We start from the raw sequence: 18,240 nt of genomic DNA on the forward strand, positions 1-18,240 counted from the left end.
AGATAGCGTGTAGCCCGAACCAGTTCGGCTCAAAACCGCTCGTAGATGTCCTCACGAAAGAGGTCGAGTTCGGTGACCGCGGCGGGCGAGGCGTTCGAGAGGACGTACGCCACCGCGTCGGCCACGTCCTCGACGGAAAGTTCGGCGTCGGGGTCGAGTCGGTCGTCGTTCGATTGCTCGCGAAACTCTCCACCGAATGCCGTCGGCACGCCTGAGGGGTTGACGACACCGACCTGTACCCCCTCGGGACCCACGCGGCCGGCGAGACTTGCGGCGAATCCCCGAAGCCACCACTTCGAGGCCGCGTAAATCGGGGTGGCGGTGCTCGGGTACTTGCCCTTGTAGCTCCCGAGGAAGACGACCGCGCCCGACCGTTCGCGAATGGCCGGCAGCGCGGCCCGAACTGTGTAGAAGGCTCCCTTCACGTTCACGTCGGTCACCTGTTCGAACTGGTCGAGGGAGAGTTCCGACAGCGGTACGTCCGGCTGTTCGCCCGTGCCGGCGTTGACGACGACGCCGTCGAGGCGGCCGAACCGGTCGAGCGTCGCGTCGACGAGACCCGCGACAGCGTCGAGGTCGGTCACGTCCGTCGGAACGGCGAGTGCATCCGTCGGCAGGTCCTCGCGCACGCGGTCGAGTCGGCCCTCGCTCCGGGCGGCGAGGACGACCCGGTAGCCGTCGGCTGCCAGCCGACGGGCCGTGGCGGCCCCGATACCCGAACTCGCTCCCGTGACGAGAACGACCTCGGACATTAGTCCAGTTCCGTGATACGCTCCTCGTCGGGTGCGGCTTCGGCGGCAGCGAGACCGGCGATGGCATCGAGGAACGCCGTCCGGTAGCTGGCCGACCCCTCGAAGTCGCCGTACGCGCCGGCCGCCGCGCGCTCGCCGGCGCGTCCGTACGCAAGCGTCCCGGCGAGCACGGCATCGAGCGTCTCCGCGACTGCGCCCGCGAACACGGCCTGTGTCACCCCCTGCATACAGCCGGTGCCGACGAACCGGCCCATCAGTTCGTGGCCAGCCTCGATTTCGAAGGCGCGGTCGGCGGTCGCGACCACGTCGGTCGCGCCGGAGGCGACGACGACCGCGCCGGTGTCGGCGGCCACGGCGGTCGCGTCACGGGCGATCTCCGAGTAGTCGCCCACCGATTCGACCCCACGAACGTCTGCCGTCTCGCCGGCGAGAGCCGTGATTTCGCCGTAGTTGCCGTTGATGACGGCGATGTCGAGGTCGGTTGTGAGCCGCCGTGCGGTCTCGTCGCGCGCCGGCGTCGCGCCCACGCCGACCGGGTCGAGGACGATGGGCACGTCGTGGTCCATCGCCGAGCGGCCGGCCGCGAGCATCGTCTCGACGCCTGCCTCGTCGGTCGTCCCCATGTTGAGCAGGAGTCCGTCAGCGCCGGCGACCATGTCGACCACGTCGTTCTCGTCGTCGGACATCACCGGCAGCCCGCCCCAGAAGAGAGCGGCATTCGCCACATCGTTCACGGTGACGGCGTTGGTGATGCAGTTGACGAGCGGGCTCGTCTCCTCGATAGCGTCGAACGCTCCATCGAGGTCGGGGTTCATGATTCCACCTCCGTGCCGGCGACGGTTGCATGGAGCGCCCGCGTCGCGGCCTCGGGGTCGTCGGTGTCGGTGATCGCTGAGATGACGGCGACGCCGTCCGCGCCGGCCTCGATTACGTCCCGTGCGTTCGTCGCGTCGATACCCCCGATGCCGACGAACGGAATATCGACGGCCGCGTCGATTTTACGGACGGTGTCGAGTCCGATTTCGGACTCCTCGGGGTCGGTCTCCTTCGACCCGGTGGCGAACACCGCGCCGACGCCGAGATAATCCGCACCCCCCGCAGCCGCTTCCTCGGCAGCCTCGGCTGTCGACACCGACCGGCCGATGATGGCGTCGCCACCCAACTGCTCGCGGGCGACCCCGATTGGGAGGTCGTCGTCGCCGAGGTGGACGCCGTCAGCGTCGATTGCCGCCGCGAGGTCGACCCTGTCGTTGACGATGAGGGGCACGTCGGCCGCGCGCGTCACCTCGCGGAGCTGTCGACCGAGATCGTACCGCTCGCGGACGCTCGTCGCCTTCTCGCGCAACTGCACGACGTCGACGCCGCCGGCGATTGCAGCCTCGACTGTTTCGAGCGTCGAGTGTGTCGAAAAGCGGGCTTCGGTTACCAGATACGTCTGCAGATTCATCGGTGGTAGTTACTGGTGGTCGAGGTAAGGGCGTTTCGCCCGACCGCCGCCGTCTGTCCTGTCACAGCGGTATCCCCACGGAACTGCCAGCGGCGCGCGGAATCGAGCAGCGCCGACGGTCGACGTGCCGACAGCCGGGCGTAATCGCACCACCCCATCCGGGAGATATTTATACAAAAGTGGCGACTCCACCGCATGGACGATTCGAGCGACGCGACCACGACCGTGGGCGAGGCGGTGGTCGCGGCGATGGCCGAGACCGGTATCGACGCGGCGTTCGGCATCCCGGGCAAACAGACGCTCCCGCTGAACGAGGCGATGGCGGGCAACGACATCCGGTACGTCGTCGCCCGCCACGAGACCGCGGTCAGCCACCAGGCGTGGGGGTACGCCGAGACGACGGGCCGACCTGCGGCGACCGTCGTCATTCCCGGACCAGGAGACCTGAACGCGGCCAACGGGCTGAAGAACGCGTATAACGACTGCACGCCGCTGTTGCACGTCGCCGTAGAGACGGCTCCGGAGGTGCGTGGCGGCGACGGCATTCACGAAACGCCGCCGGAGGTGTACGACGAACTGGTGAAGGCGAACTACACGGTCGAGTCACCAGCGAGTGCGGCAGCAGTCGTCACCGAGGCGGTCGAGGAAGCGACCACCCACCCCAAGGGTCCCGTCCGCGTCGGCATCCCGAAGACGTTTCTCGGGCAGGCGGTGGCGTCGGTCGACGCGGGCGAGGCGAGGACGACCGGGCCGAAGCGACCGGCTCCTGACGCCCTCGCGCGGGCGAGGGACCTGCTCTCAGACGCGACGCGACCGGCTATCCTCGCGGGGGGCGGCGTGCGCGCGAGCGACGCCGCGGCGAGCCTCGAAACGCTCGCCGCCCATCTGAACGCGCCCGTCGTGACGACGTACAAGGGGAAGGGGACCCTCGCCGAGGACCATCCGCTGTCGGCCGGGGTGTTGTGCGGCGGAACCAGTCCCGAGGTGGCGGCCGTCCTCGAAGACGCCGACGCGCTGCTCGCGGTCGGGACGGACTTCGACGCCGTCGCGACCGGCGAGTGGGGGTATGACCTCCCGGACCGACTCGTGCACGTCACCTACCACGCGAGTGATATCGGGACCGGCTACGACCCCGCCGTCGGCGTCCTCGCGGACGCCGACGCGACACTCCGAGCGCTCCACGACTCACTACCGGCGGGCGACGGGGACGGCAAGACGCGAGCGCGGGAGGCGCGGACTGCCGACCGAGCGCGGCTCGATGCGCTGCTCGGTGAACACGACGGGCAACTGACCTCCGTCGAGGCGCTCCGAGCCGTCCGCGAGGTGATCCCGCGCGAGGCGACGGTGGCGGTCGACGCCGGCGGCTTCCGCATCTGGGCGCTCGTCTCCTTCCCGGCGTACGGCCCGCGCCGATACGTCAATCCGGGGTCGTGGGCGACGATGGGAACCGGACTTCCGTCGGCAATCGGGGCGAAGGTCGCGGACCCCGACCGTGAGGTCGTCGCGCTCACCGGCGACGGCGGACTGATGATGTGTCTCCACGAACTCCACACGCTGGCCGCCGAGGAGCTGGACGTGACGGTCGTCGTCTTCCGCAACGACGACTACGCCATTATCAGCGAGGAAGCGACCCGGAGCTACGGGCTCGAAGCGGTAGCCTACGGTTGGGGCGAGACGCCGGTCGAGTTCACCGCGCTCGCGGAGTCGATGGGCGTGGCCGGCTACAGGGCCGGCTCGCCCGAAGAGATCGCCGACACCGTGGCCAAGGCGCGGGCGAGCGACGGGCCGTCACTGGTCGAAGTTCGGACCGACCCGACCGAGCCACAGGCGAGCGAGTGGATGCGGCGGTGAGCTACCCCTCGGCCGCGTACTCCAGGATGCGCGGCGTGACGAGGAACTCTGCGGCGGCGAGCAACACGAGGAACCACCGCGTCGGTCCCTCGGCTGCCGTAAACGCGAGAAACAGGAGCGCGGCCGCGCTCGCGGCACCGATACCATACCGGACGAGAGGACTGGCGAGGGCACTACTCATCTGGTTCACCCGTCCTCCGCCGTGGGTTCGTCGGCGTCGTCGAGGAAGCCGTGGTACGGACAGACGTACTCGTCGCGGATGAGCTGTTCGTCGACGACACGGAGCCCGACCGCGTCGAGTTCCTCGCTGATGCGGTTGAGGTCATCGTGGTCTCGGCCGATGGCGTTCACGTAGACGTTCCGCTCGCCGGTCATAATCTCACGGACGGCAGTCACCCCCCGAATCGTGCGCGCCTCGTTGGCGAGTTCATCGCGCTGTGGAATCGGTGCCGTGCAGATAATCTTAGTGTACAGCGGATAGCCGGCGAGGTCGTAGTCGATGTCGATATGGTAGCCGCGGATGACGCCGCTGTCCTCCAGCTTGTTGAGTCGGGTTCGGACCGTGCTCGAAGACAGCCCAAGCTCGTCTGCGATGTCCGTCGACGACGTCGAGCGCGCGTCCTGCTGGAGATGATAGAGGATGTGCCTGTCGACAGAGTCTAGGTCGCCGTCTTTCATCGGTGGTATCCGTTGGACCGCGGGCGCAATATAAGCTTGTCACGTCACTGCTCCCGCGGTCTCCCCCGCGAACCGTGTGCCCCCGGCCACCACCGTGTGCAACAATAACGAACTATAATACCCCATTTGATGACGAACCGTCAATGAGGGCAGTCGATTTATCTGTTTCCGTCACGAGTTTACAAATACACACCAATGCGACGCATCTATCTCTCCACGAGCACGCCATCATGATTCCACGGCGAGACACCACGCGCTGCGTCTCGGGTGACGGACAGGGCGACTCCACCGTCGGGCGGGTCGGTGAGGCGAGATGAAGGAGCTCGAACGCGACCTCGGACTGCCGTCGGTGCTCGCGATTAGTATCGGCGCGATGATCGGGAGCGGTATCTTCATCCTGCCGGCCCTCGCGCTCGACATCGCGGGCCCGTCCGTCATCTTCGCCTACGCGCTGGCCGGGCTGCTCGTCGTCCCGGCGGCGCTCTCGAAGTCCGAGATGGCGACCGCGATGCCCGAGGCGGGCGGCACCTACATCTACATCGAGCGCGGGATGGGACCACTGCTCGGGACGATTGCCGGCGTCGGGACCTGGTTTTCGCTGTCGTTCAAGGGCGCACTCGCGCTCGTCGGTGGCGTCCCGTATCTGCTCATCCTGTTTGACCTCCCGGCCGAACCGGTCGCGTTGGGACTGGCCGTGGTGTTGATTCTCATCAACATCGTGGGGGCAAAACAGACCGGCCGACTCCAGGTGGTCATCGTGGTCGTGATGCTCGCTGCGCTCGGCTGGTTCGCCGCCGGGAGCGCGCCGCTCGTCGAGTCGGCGAACTATGCCGACTTCTTCGACGACGGTATCGGTGGGCTGCTCGCCGCGACCGGGCTGGTCTTCGTCTCTTATGCCGGCGTCACGAAGGTCGCGAGCGTCGCCGAGGAGGTAGAGGATCCGGGTCGGAACATTCCGCTCGGCATTCTCGGTTCGCTCGGCTTCACCACGGTACTGTACGTCGCAATCGTGTTCGTCCTGGTCGGCGTGACCGACCCGGGGACCATCGCCGGCTCCGACACGCCGGTGGCAATCGCTGCCGAGGCGACGCTCGGCCGACTCGGCGAGATAGTTATCATCATCGCGGCGATGCTCGCGCTCATCTCGACGGCGAACGCGGGAATCCTCTCGTCGTCGCGGTACCCGTTGGCGATGAGCCGCGACCAGCTCGCACCGCCGTCGCTTGCGGACGTGAGCGACCGGTTCGGCACGCCGGTGAACGCCATCACGCTCACGGGGGCGGTGTTGCTTGTCCTCATTGCGTTCGTCCCGATTCTCGACATCGCGAAGCTCGCGAGCGCGTTCCAGATCATGGTGTTCGCGCTCATCAACCTCGCAGTCATCGCCTTCCGCGAGGGCAACGCGGAGTACGAACCCGAGTTCACCTCGCCGCTGTACCCGTGGATGCAGGTGTTCGGCGCGATTACCGGGGCCCTGCTGTTGACACAGATGGGGTCGGTCGCACTCATCGGCGCGGCGGTCATCACCGTCGGGAGCGTCCTCTGGTATCTGGTCTACGTCCGGTCGCGCGTCGACCGCGAGGGCGCGGCGACGGACGCCGTCCGTCGTCGGGTCGGTCGCGACGTGCTCACGGAGACGGAGGCCGCAGTCGACACCGCCAGCCGGGAGGTGCTCGTCGCGCTCACGAAGAACCTCGACGAGAGCCGCGAGCGTGCCCTCGTCGCCATCGCGGCCGATATGGTGCGGGCGGACGACGGCCGCGTCGTCGTCGCTCGGTTCGAGGAGGTGCCCGACCAAGCGCCGCTCACCGAGAACGTGACGACACAGTCGTCTACGGACCTCTCGTACGAGACTCGAATCGAGGGGCTGGCCGAGGAGTTCGACGTCGACATCGAGGCGGACGAAATCGTGAGCCACGACACCAAACACGCAATCGTCAACTTCGCGCGCGAGCGGGGCGTCGACTCCGTCGTCGCGGAACACGAGCCGCTGCGGCTCCGGTCGCGGCTGTTCGGCGACCCCATCGACTGGGTCGTCCGACACGCACCGTGTGACGTGTTGCTCGTCGACAACCTCGGCTACGACCGCCCGCAACAGATTGCGCTGTCGGGCGACGGTGACCCGTATCCACCGCTCGCGGTCGATGTGGCCGGGGCCTTCGCCGCCGCGAACGACGGCGAGATCTCGCTGTGGTACCCCGCCGACTGGCAGGGGACCGAGACGTACAGAGAGACCATCGCCGAGTACCAGACAGAGCTTTCGGAGCTGCTGTCGGTGCCGGTGCGGACGGAGTCCGTCGGCAGCGATCAACAGACGGACGCCGACGTGGTGGTGCGGCGCGGAACCGACCAACGGCTCCGTGGTGCACTGTTCGACGACGGACCGGCGCTGCCGAGTCCGGGCTGTACGACGGTGACGGTGTACCCACACGAGTCACAGCGACCGGGACTCGTGCGCCGACTCCTCGAACGGCTCACGTTCTGAGCCGCCGATTCAGGCCTGTGGAATCGTCACCGAGAACACTGCGCCGCGCTCCTCGTCGGGGACGAGCACGTCGTCGGGAGCCTCGCTCGCGTCCGTGATATCGAGCGTCCCTTCGTAGCTTCGGACCATCTCCTTGACCAGATATAGCCCGAAGCCGTTGCCCGGCTCGTCGAGTTCGGACACCCCTTTCTCGAGGATGGCGTCGCGCTCCTCCGGTGGGACACCGGGACCGTTGTCCGCGACGTGGACCGTGACGCCGGCGGTAGTCGCACCCGACGCCTCCGTTTCGCCATTCCCGCTTCCGGACAGCAAGGTGGGCGATTCGCCCGCAGCAGAACGCGGCGTCTCACGCGCCGTCACCGTGACCCGCGGCCGGTCCGTGTCGTTGTGGACGACCGCGTTCGTCAGGATGTTCTCGAACACCCGGCCGAGGAGACCGTCAGCGAGCACGGCACTCGGGACCTCGTCGAGACCACGACTGGTGACTTCTACCCCCGAGTAGCTGTGTTCGAGTAGGTCTAGCTGCTCTCGGAGCGTCTCGGTGAGCGATATCGGCTCTAGTTCCTTCGACCCGTCGGTTTCGAGGGCGGACATGAGCTCTCGCATCGTCTCGATCAGCTCCGTGAGGTCGTCGACGCGGTCGCGAATCACGTCGATATGCTCGGTGACGGGGTGGTCCTCGTCGAGGTGGGCCCGGGCGGTCTGCGTCTCGACGGTGACGACGTTGAGTCCGTTGAGGATGTCGTGGCGGAGCGTCCGGTTCAACAGCTCCAGCCGCTCGCGTTCCCGCTCGATGGTTCGCTCGTACTCGTGGCGCTCGGTCAGGTCGCGCGTCACCTTGGTGAACCCGCGGAGCGTCCCGTCGTCGTCGTGAATTGCCGTGATGGTCACGCGCGCCCAAAACCCGCTGCCGTCCTTGTGGACGCGCCACCCCTCGTCCTCAACGCGACCGTCTCGGGCCGCCGTAGCGAGGTTCCGGCTCGGTCGCCGGTTTTCGCGGTCTTCGGGGGTGTAGAAGGTCGAAAAGTGGTCGCCGATGATTTCGCCCGCGTCGTACCCCTTGAGCTGTCTCGCGCCCTCGTTCCACGTCTGGACGGTGCCGTCAGGCGTGATGAAGAAGATCGCGTGATCTGAGACGGTCTGGACTAGCTCCTCGAACTGGACCTGGTCGCGGGCGGCTGCGGGTTCCGTCTCCTGCCACCAGACCGTCGTTCCTTCGGGACCAGTCTTTTCTCTCAACGTCCCCTCCGTCGACAGTCGGCACAACACATCCTCGATAGTGGCCGGGTCACCGTCGATGCGGGAACGGAGTTCGGCCGTCGTGTGCGGCTCGCTCTCGACGGAATCGAGGACGGCCACCCTGATGTCCGCCCGTGCTGTCGGTGAGCCAGCCATCTATACGTTCCGTGCGAGTCGGCCGTCGACGGAGCTACTCTGCGAGCAGACACGGCCGTGACTGGCTCGTCTCCGCTGTATCGACCACGCTTCCCGAACTGGTTCCCCCACGAACATGCCTCCGTCTACGAGCGAGGGCCAAATTAATCGGTTGTTTCCAGAAGCGCGGCTGTCGCTCGCCGCGCCGGTCTCCCCCTCTCAGCGGGTCCCGCCGAGAATCTCCGTGACGCGGCCGTGGTCGAACAGCTGGTCGTCGCTACCGAACTCCGGGTAGGTGTCGCCGTTCTCGTACCCCGGCCACTCGCCGAACTGGTCGGGGTAGAGCTGCTTTGCCATCATCTCGAGCTGGAACAGGTTCATCAGCGGCCCTTGCCACCGGGTCCCTTGTGCGTACACGCGGTCGTTTTGAACCGCCGAGAGGTCGCTGGCCACGGGATCGTCCCGTAGATTCTGCCGGAGTCGGTCGAAGTCTACGGAGTCTGTCACCGTCCAGAGCGCGAGAATCGCGTCCGGGTCGGTCTCGACGACCGCCTCCATGTCGACCTGATTGAACGCAGCGCCGTCGAACTCCGCGTCCGCGAACGCGTCGACAGCCCCCAGCGGGCGCGTGTGCGTGTTCCAGTACCCCTCGGCGTTCAGCCGGAGCACGTAGATGCTCGACAAGTCGGTCGAGACGGAGAGATACGCGACGGTCGGGCGGTCGGACTCCGCGGGCAGGGTGGCGTCGACGGTTGCGAGCAGGTCATCGCGGACGGACGCCAGCGCCTCGTAGCGGGCGCGCTCGCCGTACAGCGACGCCACCTGTTCGAACAGCTGCCACAAGCTATTGTACTCGTATCCGTCTGCCCACTCCTCCGATGGTGCCGCATGATAACGGCTGTAGTAGTTTCCGAACCACGGGCCGACGTTGTCGGCAATCTCTTCGATGTCGTTACGGTTCCAGTTTTCCTGTGTCGTCGCCCACGCGGGGTCGACGAGATGGAGGTCGCTGTCGAGGGCGTACAGCTCCTCCTCGCCGAAGCCGTACCCGCCCGTCTCGTCTGCCCACTCGATTTCGACACCGTCCATCCCGGCGGTGAAATACTCCATCGCGGCCGCGGTGCCGTCCCACCAGAGAGAGTTCACCGTCTCACCCTGTCCTAGCGCCGTCGCCATGTCGGGAAACTACGGGAAATGTGTGAAGACGCTCGTCGGCGGCTCATCGAGGGCCACCTCACCGACCGGCGAGATGGTGCCCGTATGCTCCTGTCGTGGTGGCTCGGTCGACGTCCGTCGTAGCGTCCGTCGCCGTCGGCTCCGACGCGCTCTGGCTCGAACAGCCCGCGAGCAGCCCCCCGCCCACGACCGCGCCGTCGTACTTCACGTACTCTCTCCGTGATGACAATAAACGGATCGCGCTCGCGATTGTAGTCGGCGACGTCTCCGGCGACCGCTTCGATGAGTCGGCGATGAACTTCTCTGGCTGCTCGTCCCTCGTCTGGGCTCAAGTAGTGGAGCCCGCCCAGCTCCGTCCAGAAATCACCGTCAAGGCAAAAGAGTGTCTCATCGTTCGACTGGTGGATGATGTCGCCGTTATCGGTCAGTCCCCCGGTGTCGAGTTGACCATCCGAGAGCTGGGCGCGTGCCAGCACCGCCACAAGCTGCCGGCGTGAAATGGATGCATGAACAGCAACATCGTCGATCAAACTCCCAAAGTAGACTCCGACAATATCAATGGTTTGGGAGAACTCATCAAGCGTAACGGAATCTAACGGTATCGTATCTATTGGTACTTCTCGAGTTTGCAAAAATCGAGAGCCGCTAAGTAATACGTCAGATGCAAGCTTGACTTCAATACTATCCGCCGTTCGACAGTACTGTGTTTTATTTCTGCTCTCGTCCGCAGTGGCCTCTTCTAAATACATATTCTCAGAGAGTTCCTTCACACGTCTGTAACAAGTGGCAATCGGAGTATCTAGCTCTTAACTCAGCCAGCTAACTGATCGCGGTTCCCCTGCCGCCCGCAGTATATCAACGCTTTATTTCGGCCCGAGTACCTCAACTGCTTCCGTCAACATCTTGTTATCACAATTGATTTTCAAGGGTGAATAGCTGTACCCTATATTTATCGAGCCAATTCTATTGGGGCCGATATGAGATGGTTCTGTTAGTGAAAGCATAATATAGCGGAACAACAATATACGATGTATGAGCGATGGAGACGCGTACACGGAACACACACCTGCGGGACTTCTTGGGTTGTCTTCGGAACTGAACCAAGCCGGTTCGATTGAGGACGTCTCTGCCGTTGCGGTCCGAATGTTGGATCTCAATTTTGATGCGCCTCTTTCGGCGATCTGGGAGTACGATGAGCAGGAAAACGAACTCCGCCCAATCGCCGAATCAACTGAGGCACAAGAGGTGATCGGCGATGCACCTATCCTTCCACTTGATTCTCTCGCCGGGCGTGTGTACAGACAGAACCGTCCGGAAGTGTTCGACGATGTCCGCGAGGCCGATGGCACGTATAATTCAGACACCCCGATTCGGAGCGAAATTCTTGTGCCAATTTCAGATTTCGGCGTCTTGAGTGTCGGAGCTACTGAAGTCGATGCCTTTACTCAGAACGACGCAGAACTGGCGAAACTCGTCGTCTCGAATCTCGAACCTGTAATTTCACGAATCCGACACCTCGAGGAGTTACAGGCTGAACGTGATTGGACACACACGTTGTTTGAAGACTCCAACGATGCCATTTTCGTCAGTGATTCAGATGCGAATTTCGTCCAAGTGAATCAGGCTGCCTGCGAGTTAACTGGCTATGAGCGAGAGGAACTCCTCTCGATGTGTATTCCCGATCTTCACGAAGAGGTCGACTTACATGCCTATCAGGATTACCACGATCAGATTTTAGCCGGCGAACAAGCAACCACTGAAGCGAAACTACTTCGGAGCGACGAGAATAAAATCAATGTCGAGTTCTCGAGCCGTCGGATCGAGCGCGATGGGGAGGCCTATATGCATACCGTTGCGAGAGATGTGACGGAACAGCGGGAACGCCGGCGTCGCCTGGAGTCATTTAAATCGGCTATCGAGAATGCGAGTGATGGGATTGCTATTTTGGAGAACGAGGAGTACACGTACGTTGACCAAACGCATACCGAAATGTACGGGTTCAAGCACCAAGATGAGTTACTCGGGCAGACTTGGCGTGATTTGTATGCTGATGCCGTTGAAATCGAGCGCATAGAGGATGAGGCGTTTTCAGCCCTCCGGTCTGATGGTGAGTGGAGAGGTACTGTAACTGCATCTCCGGACGGTACAGAAGAGTTCCCGACCGAACTATCTCTGACACGTTTGGAAGACGGTCGAATCGTCTGTGTTGTCCGTGACGTGTCTGAAAAGCATCAACGCCAAGAGGAAATTCAAAAAAACGAGCGGCGTTTCGAGTCCGTGCTCGAAGACCCCGAGATGCTGGTGGGGTTATTAGAAACTGATGGTGAGACGATTGAGGTCAATGAAGCAGCGCTAGACTACGTTTCGAACGACAAATCCGATATCTTGGGGGAACCGTTCTGGGAAGGAGAGTGGTGGTCGCATTCCTCAGACCTACAAGAAGAGCTAAAAGACTGGATCGAACGAGCGGCTGCTGGCGAGTATGTTAGTTTCCAAGCTGAACATCCGTATCAGGACGGTGACAATCGGTTCATCACGGGTACGATCCGTCCCGTGGCAGGGGAATCAGGAGTCGAATCGCTCGTCGTTTCTAGCCGTGATATTACTCCCCGTGAGCGACGACGTCGCGAGTTAGAGACGTTCCAGCAGGCCGTCGAAGATGCGAAAGACGGATTCGCCATTCTCGAAGATGGAGAATACACCTATATCGACGAGACACATATCGATATGTATGGGTTCGATGAGACGGACGAATTCCTCGGGAACTCTTGGCGGATGCTCTATAACGAAGAGGAAGTGGAGCGTCTTGAGTCGGAAGCCTTCCCGGTTCTTGAGTCGGAGGGGCACTGGCGGGGCGAAGTAACCGGATCCCGACCGGACGGGACGACGTTTCCGGCCAAGCTTTCCCTGACCATCGTTGATGATGGCGCCCTCGTCTGTACTGTGCGCGATGAAACTGCAAAACAGGAACGGCAACGTGAACTCGAACTCAAGGAGCAAGCGATCGATTCCTCGAACGTTGGAGTCATGATTACCGACCCACAGCAGGAGGACAATCCGATCGAGTACGTCAATAAAGGGTTCACTGACATTACCGGCTATGAGGAGGACGACGCCTTAGGTCGTAATCCACGTTTCCTTCAGGGACCCGAGACAGACCCAGAGGAAATATCAAAGCTTCGGGAGGCGATTGCAGCCGGTGAGCCGGTGACAGTAGAGGTGAAAAACTACCGAAAGGACGGGAGTGAATACTGGAATCGGTTGTCTGTCACGCCAGTCACTGACGCGGATGGAACGCTTTCGGAGTTTATTGGTATACAGCAGGAAGTTACAGATCGAAGGGAACGGACTCGGAACCTAGCAGAACAGAATCAAAAACTCCAGTTGGTTCTTTCTGGAACGGACACCGGTATCGCAGAGTGGAATTTCGAGACGGGCACGATGTCATTCAACCAAACGCTTATCGATTTATTTGGCCACGACCCGGACAACAAAGAAGAGTTCTTGCAGATCGTCGCGCCAGAAGATCGGGACCGTGTTCGTGATTTATTGAGCCAACTTGGTGACACTAATACCTTATCTGTGGATTTCAGGGTCATTGATACAGACGGACAAACACGATGGGTGCACACAGATGCTATTCTGAGACACGATGACGAACGTGAAGAGAAGCTTATCGCGATTGCAACAGACATAACAGAGGAAAAACAACGGGTTCGGCAGATTCAACAGGAACGGGAGCGGTTTGAGATTCTCTCAGAAAGTCTCGAAGAATACGCCTTCGTACTTCTCGATGACGATGGACAGATCGACGGCTGGAACGAGGGAGCAGCCGACATTTTTGGATATGACGAGGAAGCTGCGATCGGTATGCCAGTAGCGGAGTTACACCCTGAACAGGAGCAAAAGCGTGTTGCTGATCGGCTATTAACACAGGCATCTCTCGCAGGAGAAAGTACTCACGAAGGACAACGTGTCCGTCAGAATGGATCGTCGTTTCCTGCTGAAGTCTCATACGTCTCGCTTCAAACTGAAGAAGCGTTTCTGGGGTATGGGATGGTCATCAGAGATCTCACTAACCGGCGTCAACAGCGCCGGAGAACGGAGCGGTTCGTTGAGGAATCAGTCGATGTCGTGTCCATCTTAGATCGTGATGGGTGTTTCACCTATCTTAGTGGCTCTACTGAACGAGTTCTCGGATATGATCCAACTCAGCTAGAACAAGAGAGCATCTTTGATTATATCCATCCTGAGGACCGGGACCGTGTAATGGAGGACTTTTTCAATACCGTTAACGACGCCGACTCAAGCGTTCAGCTAGAGTTCCGATTAAAAACTGAAGCCAACGAGTGGATCACGGTAGAGGCACGTGGACGGAATCTATCCCACGACAAAGCAATTGGTGGGTTCTTGTTATATATTCGCAATATCACCGAGATCAAAAGTCAGATCAAAAAGTTCGAATCCGTATTCAATCAAACGTTCCAATTAACCGGACTACTGAACCAGAGTGGTGACATTCTCGAATTAAATGAACCCATCACGGAGTTCGGTGGGATAGAGGTAGACGAAAGCAGAGGCACGCCACTCTGGGAGAGCGAAATATTTTCGCATTCATCTGAAGTACGAGATAAAATCAGACAGGCAATTAATCAAGCAACTTCGGGTTCGTTCGTTCGGTTCAAGGTGGAAGCAGAAGGTGTTGATGGACTCGCTACTTTTGACGTCTCGATTAAGCCGATTTCGAACCAACATGGAGAGCTTAGCTTCCTCGTATTCGAGGCACGGGATATCACGGCTCAAGAACAGCGTCGACAGCACGTCCAAGTCTTACACCGGATTATGCGGCACAATATCCGAAATGATCTGACGAAGCTTAGAGGGTACGTCGAGCTACTTGAATCGAGTACAGATACGGACACTCGTGAACAGCGGGCAGCGACGGTTCTAGAAATACTTGAAAATTGGGAACGAATGGTCAGCAAGATTAAATATCTGCGAGAGATTCTCACAAGCGAGAGTGATTTGTTTACCCACCGATCCGTTGAACAAATAATTACGGATATTCGAACAAAAGCAGAAGAAGAATATACTACTGCAAGTGTCACGGTCACAACTGAACACGATACCGAATTACACGTACCGGATGATCTCGACAAAGCCATCTCTGAGCTCGTCGATAATGCCATCACGGCGGATAAAACTGGCCAGCCATCTGTACAGATCAGTGTCTCGAAACCTGATAAACGGTGGGTGGAAATCTGTGTTTCCGATACCGGGCCTGGACTCCCAGAGATGGAGAAAAGTCTGCTTGAAACCGGCGAAGAAACGCCGCTCAGTCACGGTCAGGGACTCGGACTGTGGATGGTGCGGGCGCTGGTGACTCGTGTCGGTGGGTCGGTTTCGGTCGAAACCTCGGAAGATGGGACCGATATTACGCTGGAAGTCCCCACCCAACCGTCTCGAGAGGACTCACAAAAACCGGTACCGCGTCGTAAACTATGATGCAAAAGGGAAAGATAAAGATCTTGGTCGTCGAGGATGACCAGAGTTTGGCTGAGCTGTATGCAGAGTGGCTCGCAGACCGCTATGTTGTCGAAACCGCATACTCTGGCGAAGAAGCCCTGGAAGCGTTCGATTCGACTGTCGATATCGTTCTTCTGGATCGGATGATGCCCGGGTTATCGGGCGGAGAGGTTCTCACGCGACTCAGACAATATGAGTCGAACTGCCAGGTGGTTATCGTCTCTGCGGTGACACCGGACTTCGATATCGTCAAAATGGGATTCGATGCGTATCTCGAAAAGCCCGTTGAAGCAGACGGTCTTGAAGACGTTATTTCCCAGATGCTCACTCGTGCCGAGTACAACGAGGATCTACAAGGGCTGTTCTCGCTGATAGAACGCCAATCGACCTTGGAAGCCGTCATGGACGCAGATACCCTCGAAACGAGTCCGAAATACCAGACACTCACGGACCAACTCACAGAACTCGAGGATAAAGTCGAACGGTACCTCCAGAACCTGCCAGACAGGGATTTTCGAGTGGCTATTGAGCGCCTGCAACGAACAGCAGCAGAGCGCAGGGAACAACAGCAGTACCAGTCCCTCACTGAAGACGTCCTGGACACATCAGAGGAAGGGATCGTTGTCGTTGATCGCGACGGACAGGTGGTGTGGGCAAACGAAACTACAGAAGAATTACTCGGAGTTGATAGAGACGATATCCAAGGGTCTGACTACAGTCGCATTGCTTCTGAATCGTACAACGAATATCCCTCAGGTGAGCAAACACTGTCGGACCTCGTAACTCATTCTCTAGAGAATATGAATTCCGAAGTCGAAGCCGTCGTCCGAATCCCTGAGACGGCTTCGAAAGAGCAGCAGTGGTTGGAGTACTGGAGCGGGCCGATTCAAACTGGTCTTTATGCCGGTGGGCGGATTGAACATTACCATAACATTACAGAGAGGTACGCGTATGAACAGCAGCTTGAGGATCTGCATGCGGTTTCTCGCGATTTAATGACAGCGGACTCGGAACGTAGCATCGGTGAGACCGTGACAACTGCCGCAGTCGGTGAACTCGGATTCGAGTTTGCCACGATATATACACGAGACGAGCACACGGGACGCTTGGTCCCACTAGCACACGCATCCACTGAAGATGGTACTGAAATCGAGCTTCCATCCATCTCTGAAGGAGACACACCAGTCTGGACAGCCTACGTGACTCGAACAGAACAGTTGAGCCCCGAAGACGAAGACGTTGCAGATACTCGGTCAAGCCAGTGGTTGACAGAGGAGTTCTCGTCGTGGTGTCTCTACTCACTAGAATCAGAAGGGGTCCTGTTGGTGGGGATGACCACGACGCCAGAGATCCCCTCGGGAAAGAATAAATTGGCAAAGACGTTAGCAGCGAACGCAGCAAGCGCATTCGAACGAACAGCCCAAGAGGCGGCTCTTCGGGAACGGGACCAGCGGTTAAACGAGCAAAACGAACGGCTGACACGACTGGATCGCATCAACACACTGATACGGTCGATAAGTGCCACGGTTATCAGTGCAAATACACGAGAAGAACTATACCAGGAGGTCTGTAATGCTTTAGTTCATCTGGATCTGGTTAGTGGGGCCTGGATCGGTAAAAAAGATATTAATACGAATACGATTGAGGTCAGAGCCAAAACTGAGTCGCTCCAATATCAAAAAGTGGGAACGAACGACACTCCAGCAGATGACAATACCCAACGGAATCACTCTAAATTGCCACCTGCTGAACGAGCATACAGGATTGAAGACTCGGTCGTGGAGGGCGACTTAATGACCGCTCGCTCCGAAACGGAGTGGGAACAAGACGCACTGAAAAATGGCACCAACTCGATTGTGGCCGTACCACTACAGAGCGAGGCTTCGATCCTCGGAATATTAGAAGTCCATTCCAAACTGCCAAACGCCTTCGCTGAAGAAGAGGTGACAGCCCTCACAGAGCTCGGTCAGATAATAGGTCACGGGATATCAGCACTCCGGCAAAAGGCGGCGCTTCTATCCGGTGGGGGCACAATTCTCAAAGTCCAGTTCGAGGACGATACTGGCCTTGCAGCTCTTGTTTCGGATATGGAGACGGATCTCGAAGTGTTGAATGTAGTGACTGAGAGTCCAGATCACCTCCTGTTCGCACGAGTGACCGGTGAAAACGTGACCCCCGAGGCGTTCGAAGCCGCTGGTTTTGATCCAGAGACGGTCATTTTGAGCGACTCTCGAAATGGTATCTACTGTAAAATCCCGGTGCGGAACAGCAGCTTTTGCGAGAAACTGACCGACCAAGGAGTTGCAGTAAATCAAATCACAAACGCTTCCGAGTCCAACGAAATCGTGGTTTCAGTAACCGTGCCATTCACAGTCGACGTCGGAGAATATCTGAGTTCACTCCGGCAAGACTACAGCGATCTCACCCTGTTATCCAAACTGGATAGTGAGCGGGGAGAAACCAATACCTCTCTCTCGGCACGTCTTGATGGAGCTCTTACCGCCCGGCAAGAAGAAGTCTTGCAGACGGCGCTCTACGCAGGATATTTTAATTGGCCGCGGGATGCAGATTCGACGTCGATTGCCAAGACTCTCGATATCGCACAGTCAACGTTCAACCAGCATCTTCGAGCTGCTGAGTCTAATCTGCTGACGACTCTCTATCAGGACTCAACGGAACTATAGACGCTGTTGAGGGCCTCTGGATATTGGTGTACCTTTCAGTATAGGCTCAAATTCCCCCACCCCATTACATATGCCAATAATGATTAATACTCACAACTGCCCTATGTAGGACACATACGTGTACCTCGAAATTGGCCATAGGGCTAAAGTTAATACAGGCTCCAGCCGATATCTAATGATATTTACTTTTGGAATCTCCGGATGATATCTACTATAGCACTGCTGATCCCGCGTGAGCTGGTACGTTTTAACCTATTTTACTTATAA

11 protein-coding genes and 1 pseudogene are annotated in these 18,240 nt (G+C 59.6%); 4 read left to right on the forward strand and 8 right to left on the reverse strand.

What is annotated here, in order from left to right:
* Positions 1-29: 29 nt before the first annotated feature.
* From DMP03_RS12825 to thiE, 3 genes are read right to left on the reverse strand one after another with little or no spacing between them, the layout of a single operon-like run.
* Entirely contained in the window at positions 30-752 is a 723-nt protein-coding gene (locus tag DMP03_RS12825) for an SDR family oxidoreductase (protein ID WP_152120944.1), read from the reverse strand.
* Positions 752-1,567: a hydroxyethylthiazole kinase gene (gene thiM / locus DMP03_RS12830; RefSeq protein ID WP_152120945.1), complete on the reverse strand. Its 816-nt coding sequence runs from the start codon at positions 1,565-1,567 to the stop codon at positions 752-754. Before thiM ends, DMP03_RS12825 begins: the two co-directional genes overlap by 1 nt.
* A complete protein-coding gene (gene thiE / locus DMP03_RS12835; protein ID WP_394351042.1) occupies positions 1,564-2,193 on the reverse strand; it encodes a thiamine phosphate synthase in 630 nt (209 codons plus the stop codon). Before thiE ends, thiM begins: the two co-directional genes overlap by 4 nt.
* A 201-nt stretch (positions 2,194-2,394) precedes the next feature.
* Between thiE and DMP03_RS12840 the strand changes: the two genes are divergently transcribed.
* Positions 2,395-4,050 carry a thiamine pyrophosphate-binding protein gene (locus DMP03_RS12840; protein ID WP_152120947.1) on the forward strand — a complete coding sequence of 552 codons (1,656 nt, stop codon included), beginning with the start codon at positions 2,395-2,397 and terminating at the stop codon, positions 4,048-4,050.
* A gap of 1 nt (position 4,051) precedes the next feature.
* On the opposite strand, the gene DMP03_RS12845 is transcribed toward DMP03_RS12840, so the two are convergent.
* Together DMP03_RS12845 and DMP03_RS12850 are read right to left on the reverse strand one after the other, a co-directional pair.
* Positions 4,052-4,231 carry a hypothetical protein gene (locus DMP03_RS12845; RefSeq protein ID WP_152120948.1) on the reverse strand — a complete coding sequence of 60 codons (180 nt, stop codon included), beginning with the start codon at positions 4,229-4,231 and terminating at the stop codon, positions 4,052-4,054.
* Between the two features lie 5 nt (positions 4,232-4,236).
* On the reverse strand, positions 4,237-4,728 hold the full coding sequence (locus DMP03_RS12850) for an Lrp/AsnC family transcriptional regulator (protein WP_152120949.1): 492 nt from the start codon (positions 4,726-4,728) through the stop codon (positions 4,237-4,239).
* Positions 4,729-5,041: 313 nt separating this feature from the next.
* Between DMP03_RS12850 and DMP03_RS12855 the strand changes: the two genes are divergently transcribed.
* Positions 5,042-7,213 (forward strand): amino acid permease, encoded by a 2,172-nt coding sequence (locus tag DMP03_RS12855; RefSeq protein ID WP_152120950.1) that lies wholly within the window; start codon positions 5,042-5,044, stop codon positions 7,211-7,213.
* Between the two features lie 9 nt (positions 7,214-7,222).
* On the opposite strand, the gene DMP03_RS12860 is transcribed toward DMP03_RS12855, so the two are convergent.
* The 3 genes and pseudogenes from DMP03_RS12860 to DMP03_RS14970 form a co-directional block, all read right to left on the reverse strand.
* Complete coding sequence (locus DMP03_RS12860; protein WP_152120951.1) at positions 7,223-8,608, reverse strand: PAS domain-containing sensor histidine kinase; 1,386 nt, start codon at positions 8,606-8,608, stop codon at positions 7,223-7,225.
* Positions 8,609-8,806: 198 nt separating this feature from the next.
* Positions 8,807-9,763 (reverse strand): ABC transporter substrate-binding protein, encoded by a 957-nt coding sequence (locus DMP03_RS12865; protein ID WP_235908773.1) that lies wholly within the window; start codon positions 9,761-9,763, stop codon positions 8,807-8,809.
* Positions 9,764-9,984: 221 nt separating this feature from the next.
* Positions 9,985-10,374 (reverse strand): annotated as a pseudogene (locus DMP03_RS14970) (hypothetical protein); the annotation flags it as partial.
* A 421-nt stretch (positions 10,375-10,795) separates the two neighbouring features.
* On the opposite strand from DMP03_RS14970, the gene DMP03_RS12875 reads away from it, so the two are divergent.
* Together DMP03_RS12875 and DMP03_RS12880 are read left to right on the forward strand one after the other, a co-directional pair.
* On the forward strand, positions 10,796-15,268 hold the full coding sequence (locus DMP03_RS12875; RefSeq protein ID WP_152120952.1) for a PAS domain S-box protein: 4,473 nt from the start codon (positions 10,796-10,798) through the stop codon (positions 15,266-15,268).
* Complete coding sequence (locus DMP03_RS12880) at positions 15,265-17,973, forward strand: helix-turn-helix domain-containing protein (RefSeq protein WP_152120953.1); 2,709 nt, start codon at positions 15,265-15,267, stop codon at positions 17,971-17,973. Before DMP03_RS12875 ends, DMP03_RS12880 begins: the two co-directional genes overlap by 4 nt.
* Positions 17,974-18,240: the final 267 nt, after the last annotated feature.

Origin of the sequence: Halosegnis rubeus, assembly GCF_009184545.1 — an archaeon.
GTDB classification, from domain to species: domain Archaea; phylum Halobacteriota; class Halobacteria; order Halobacteriales; family Haloarculaceae; genus Halosegnis; species Halosegnis rubeus.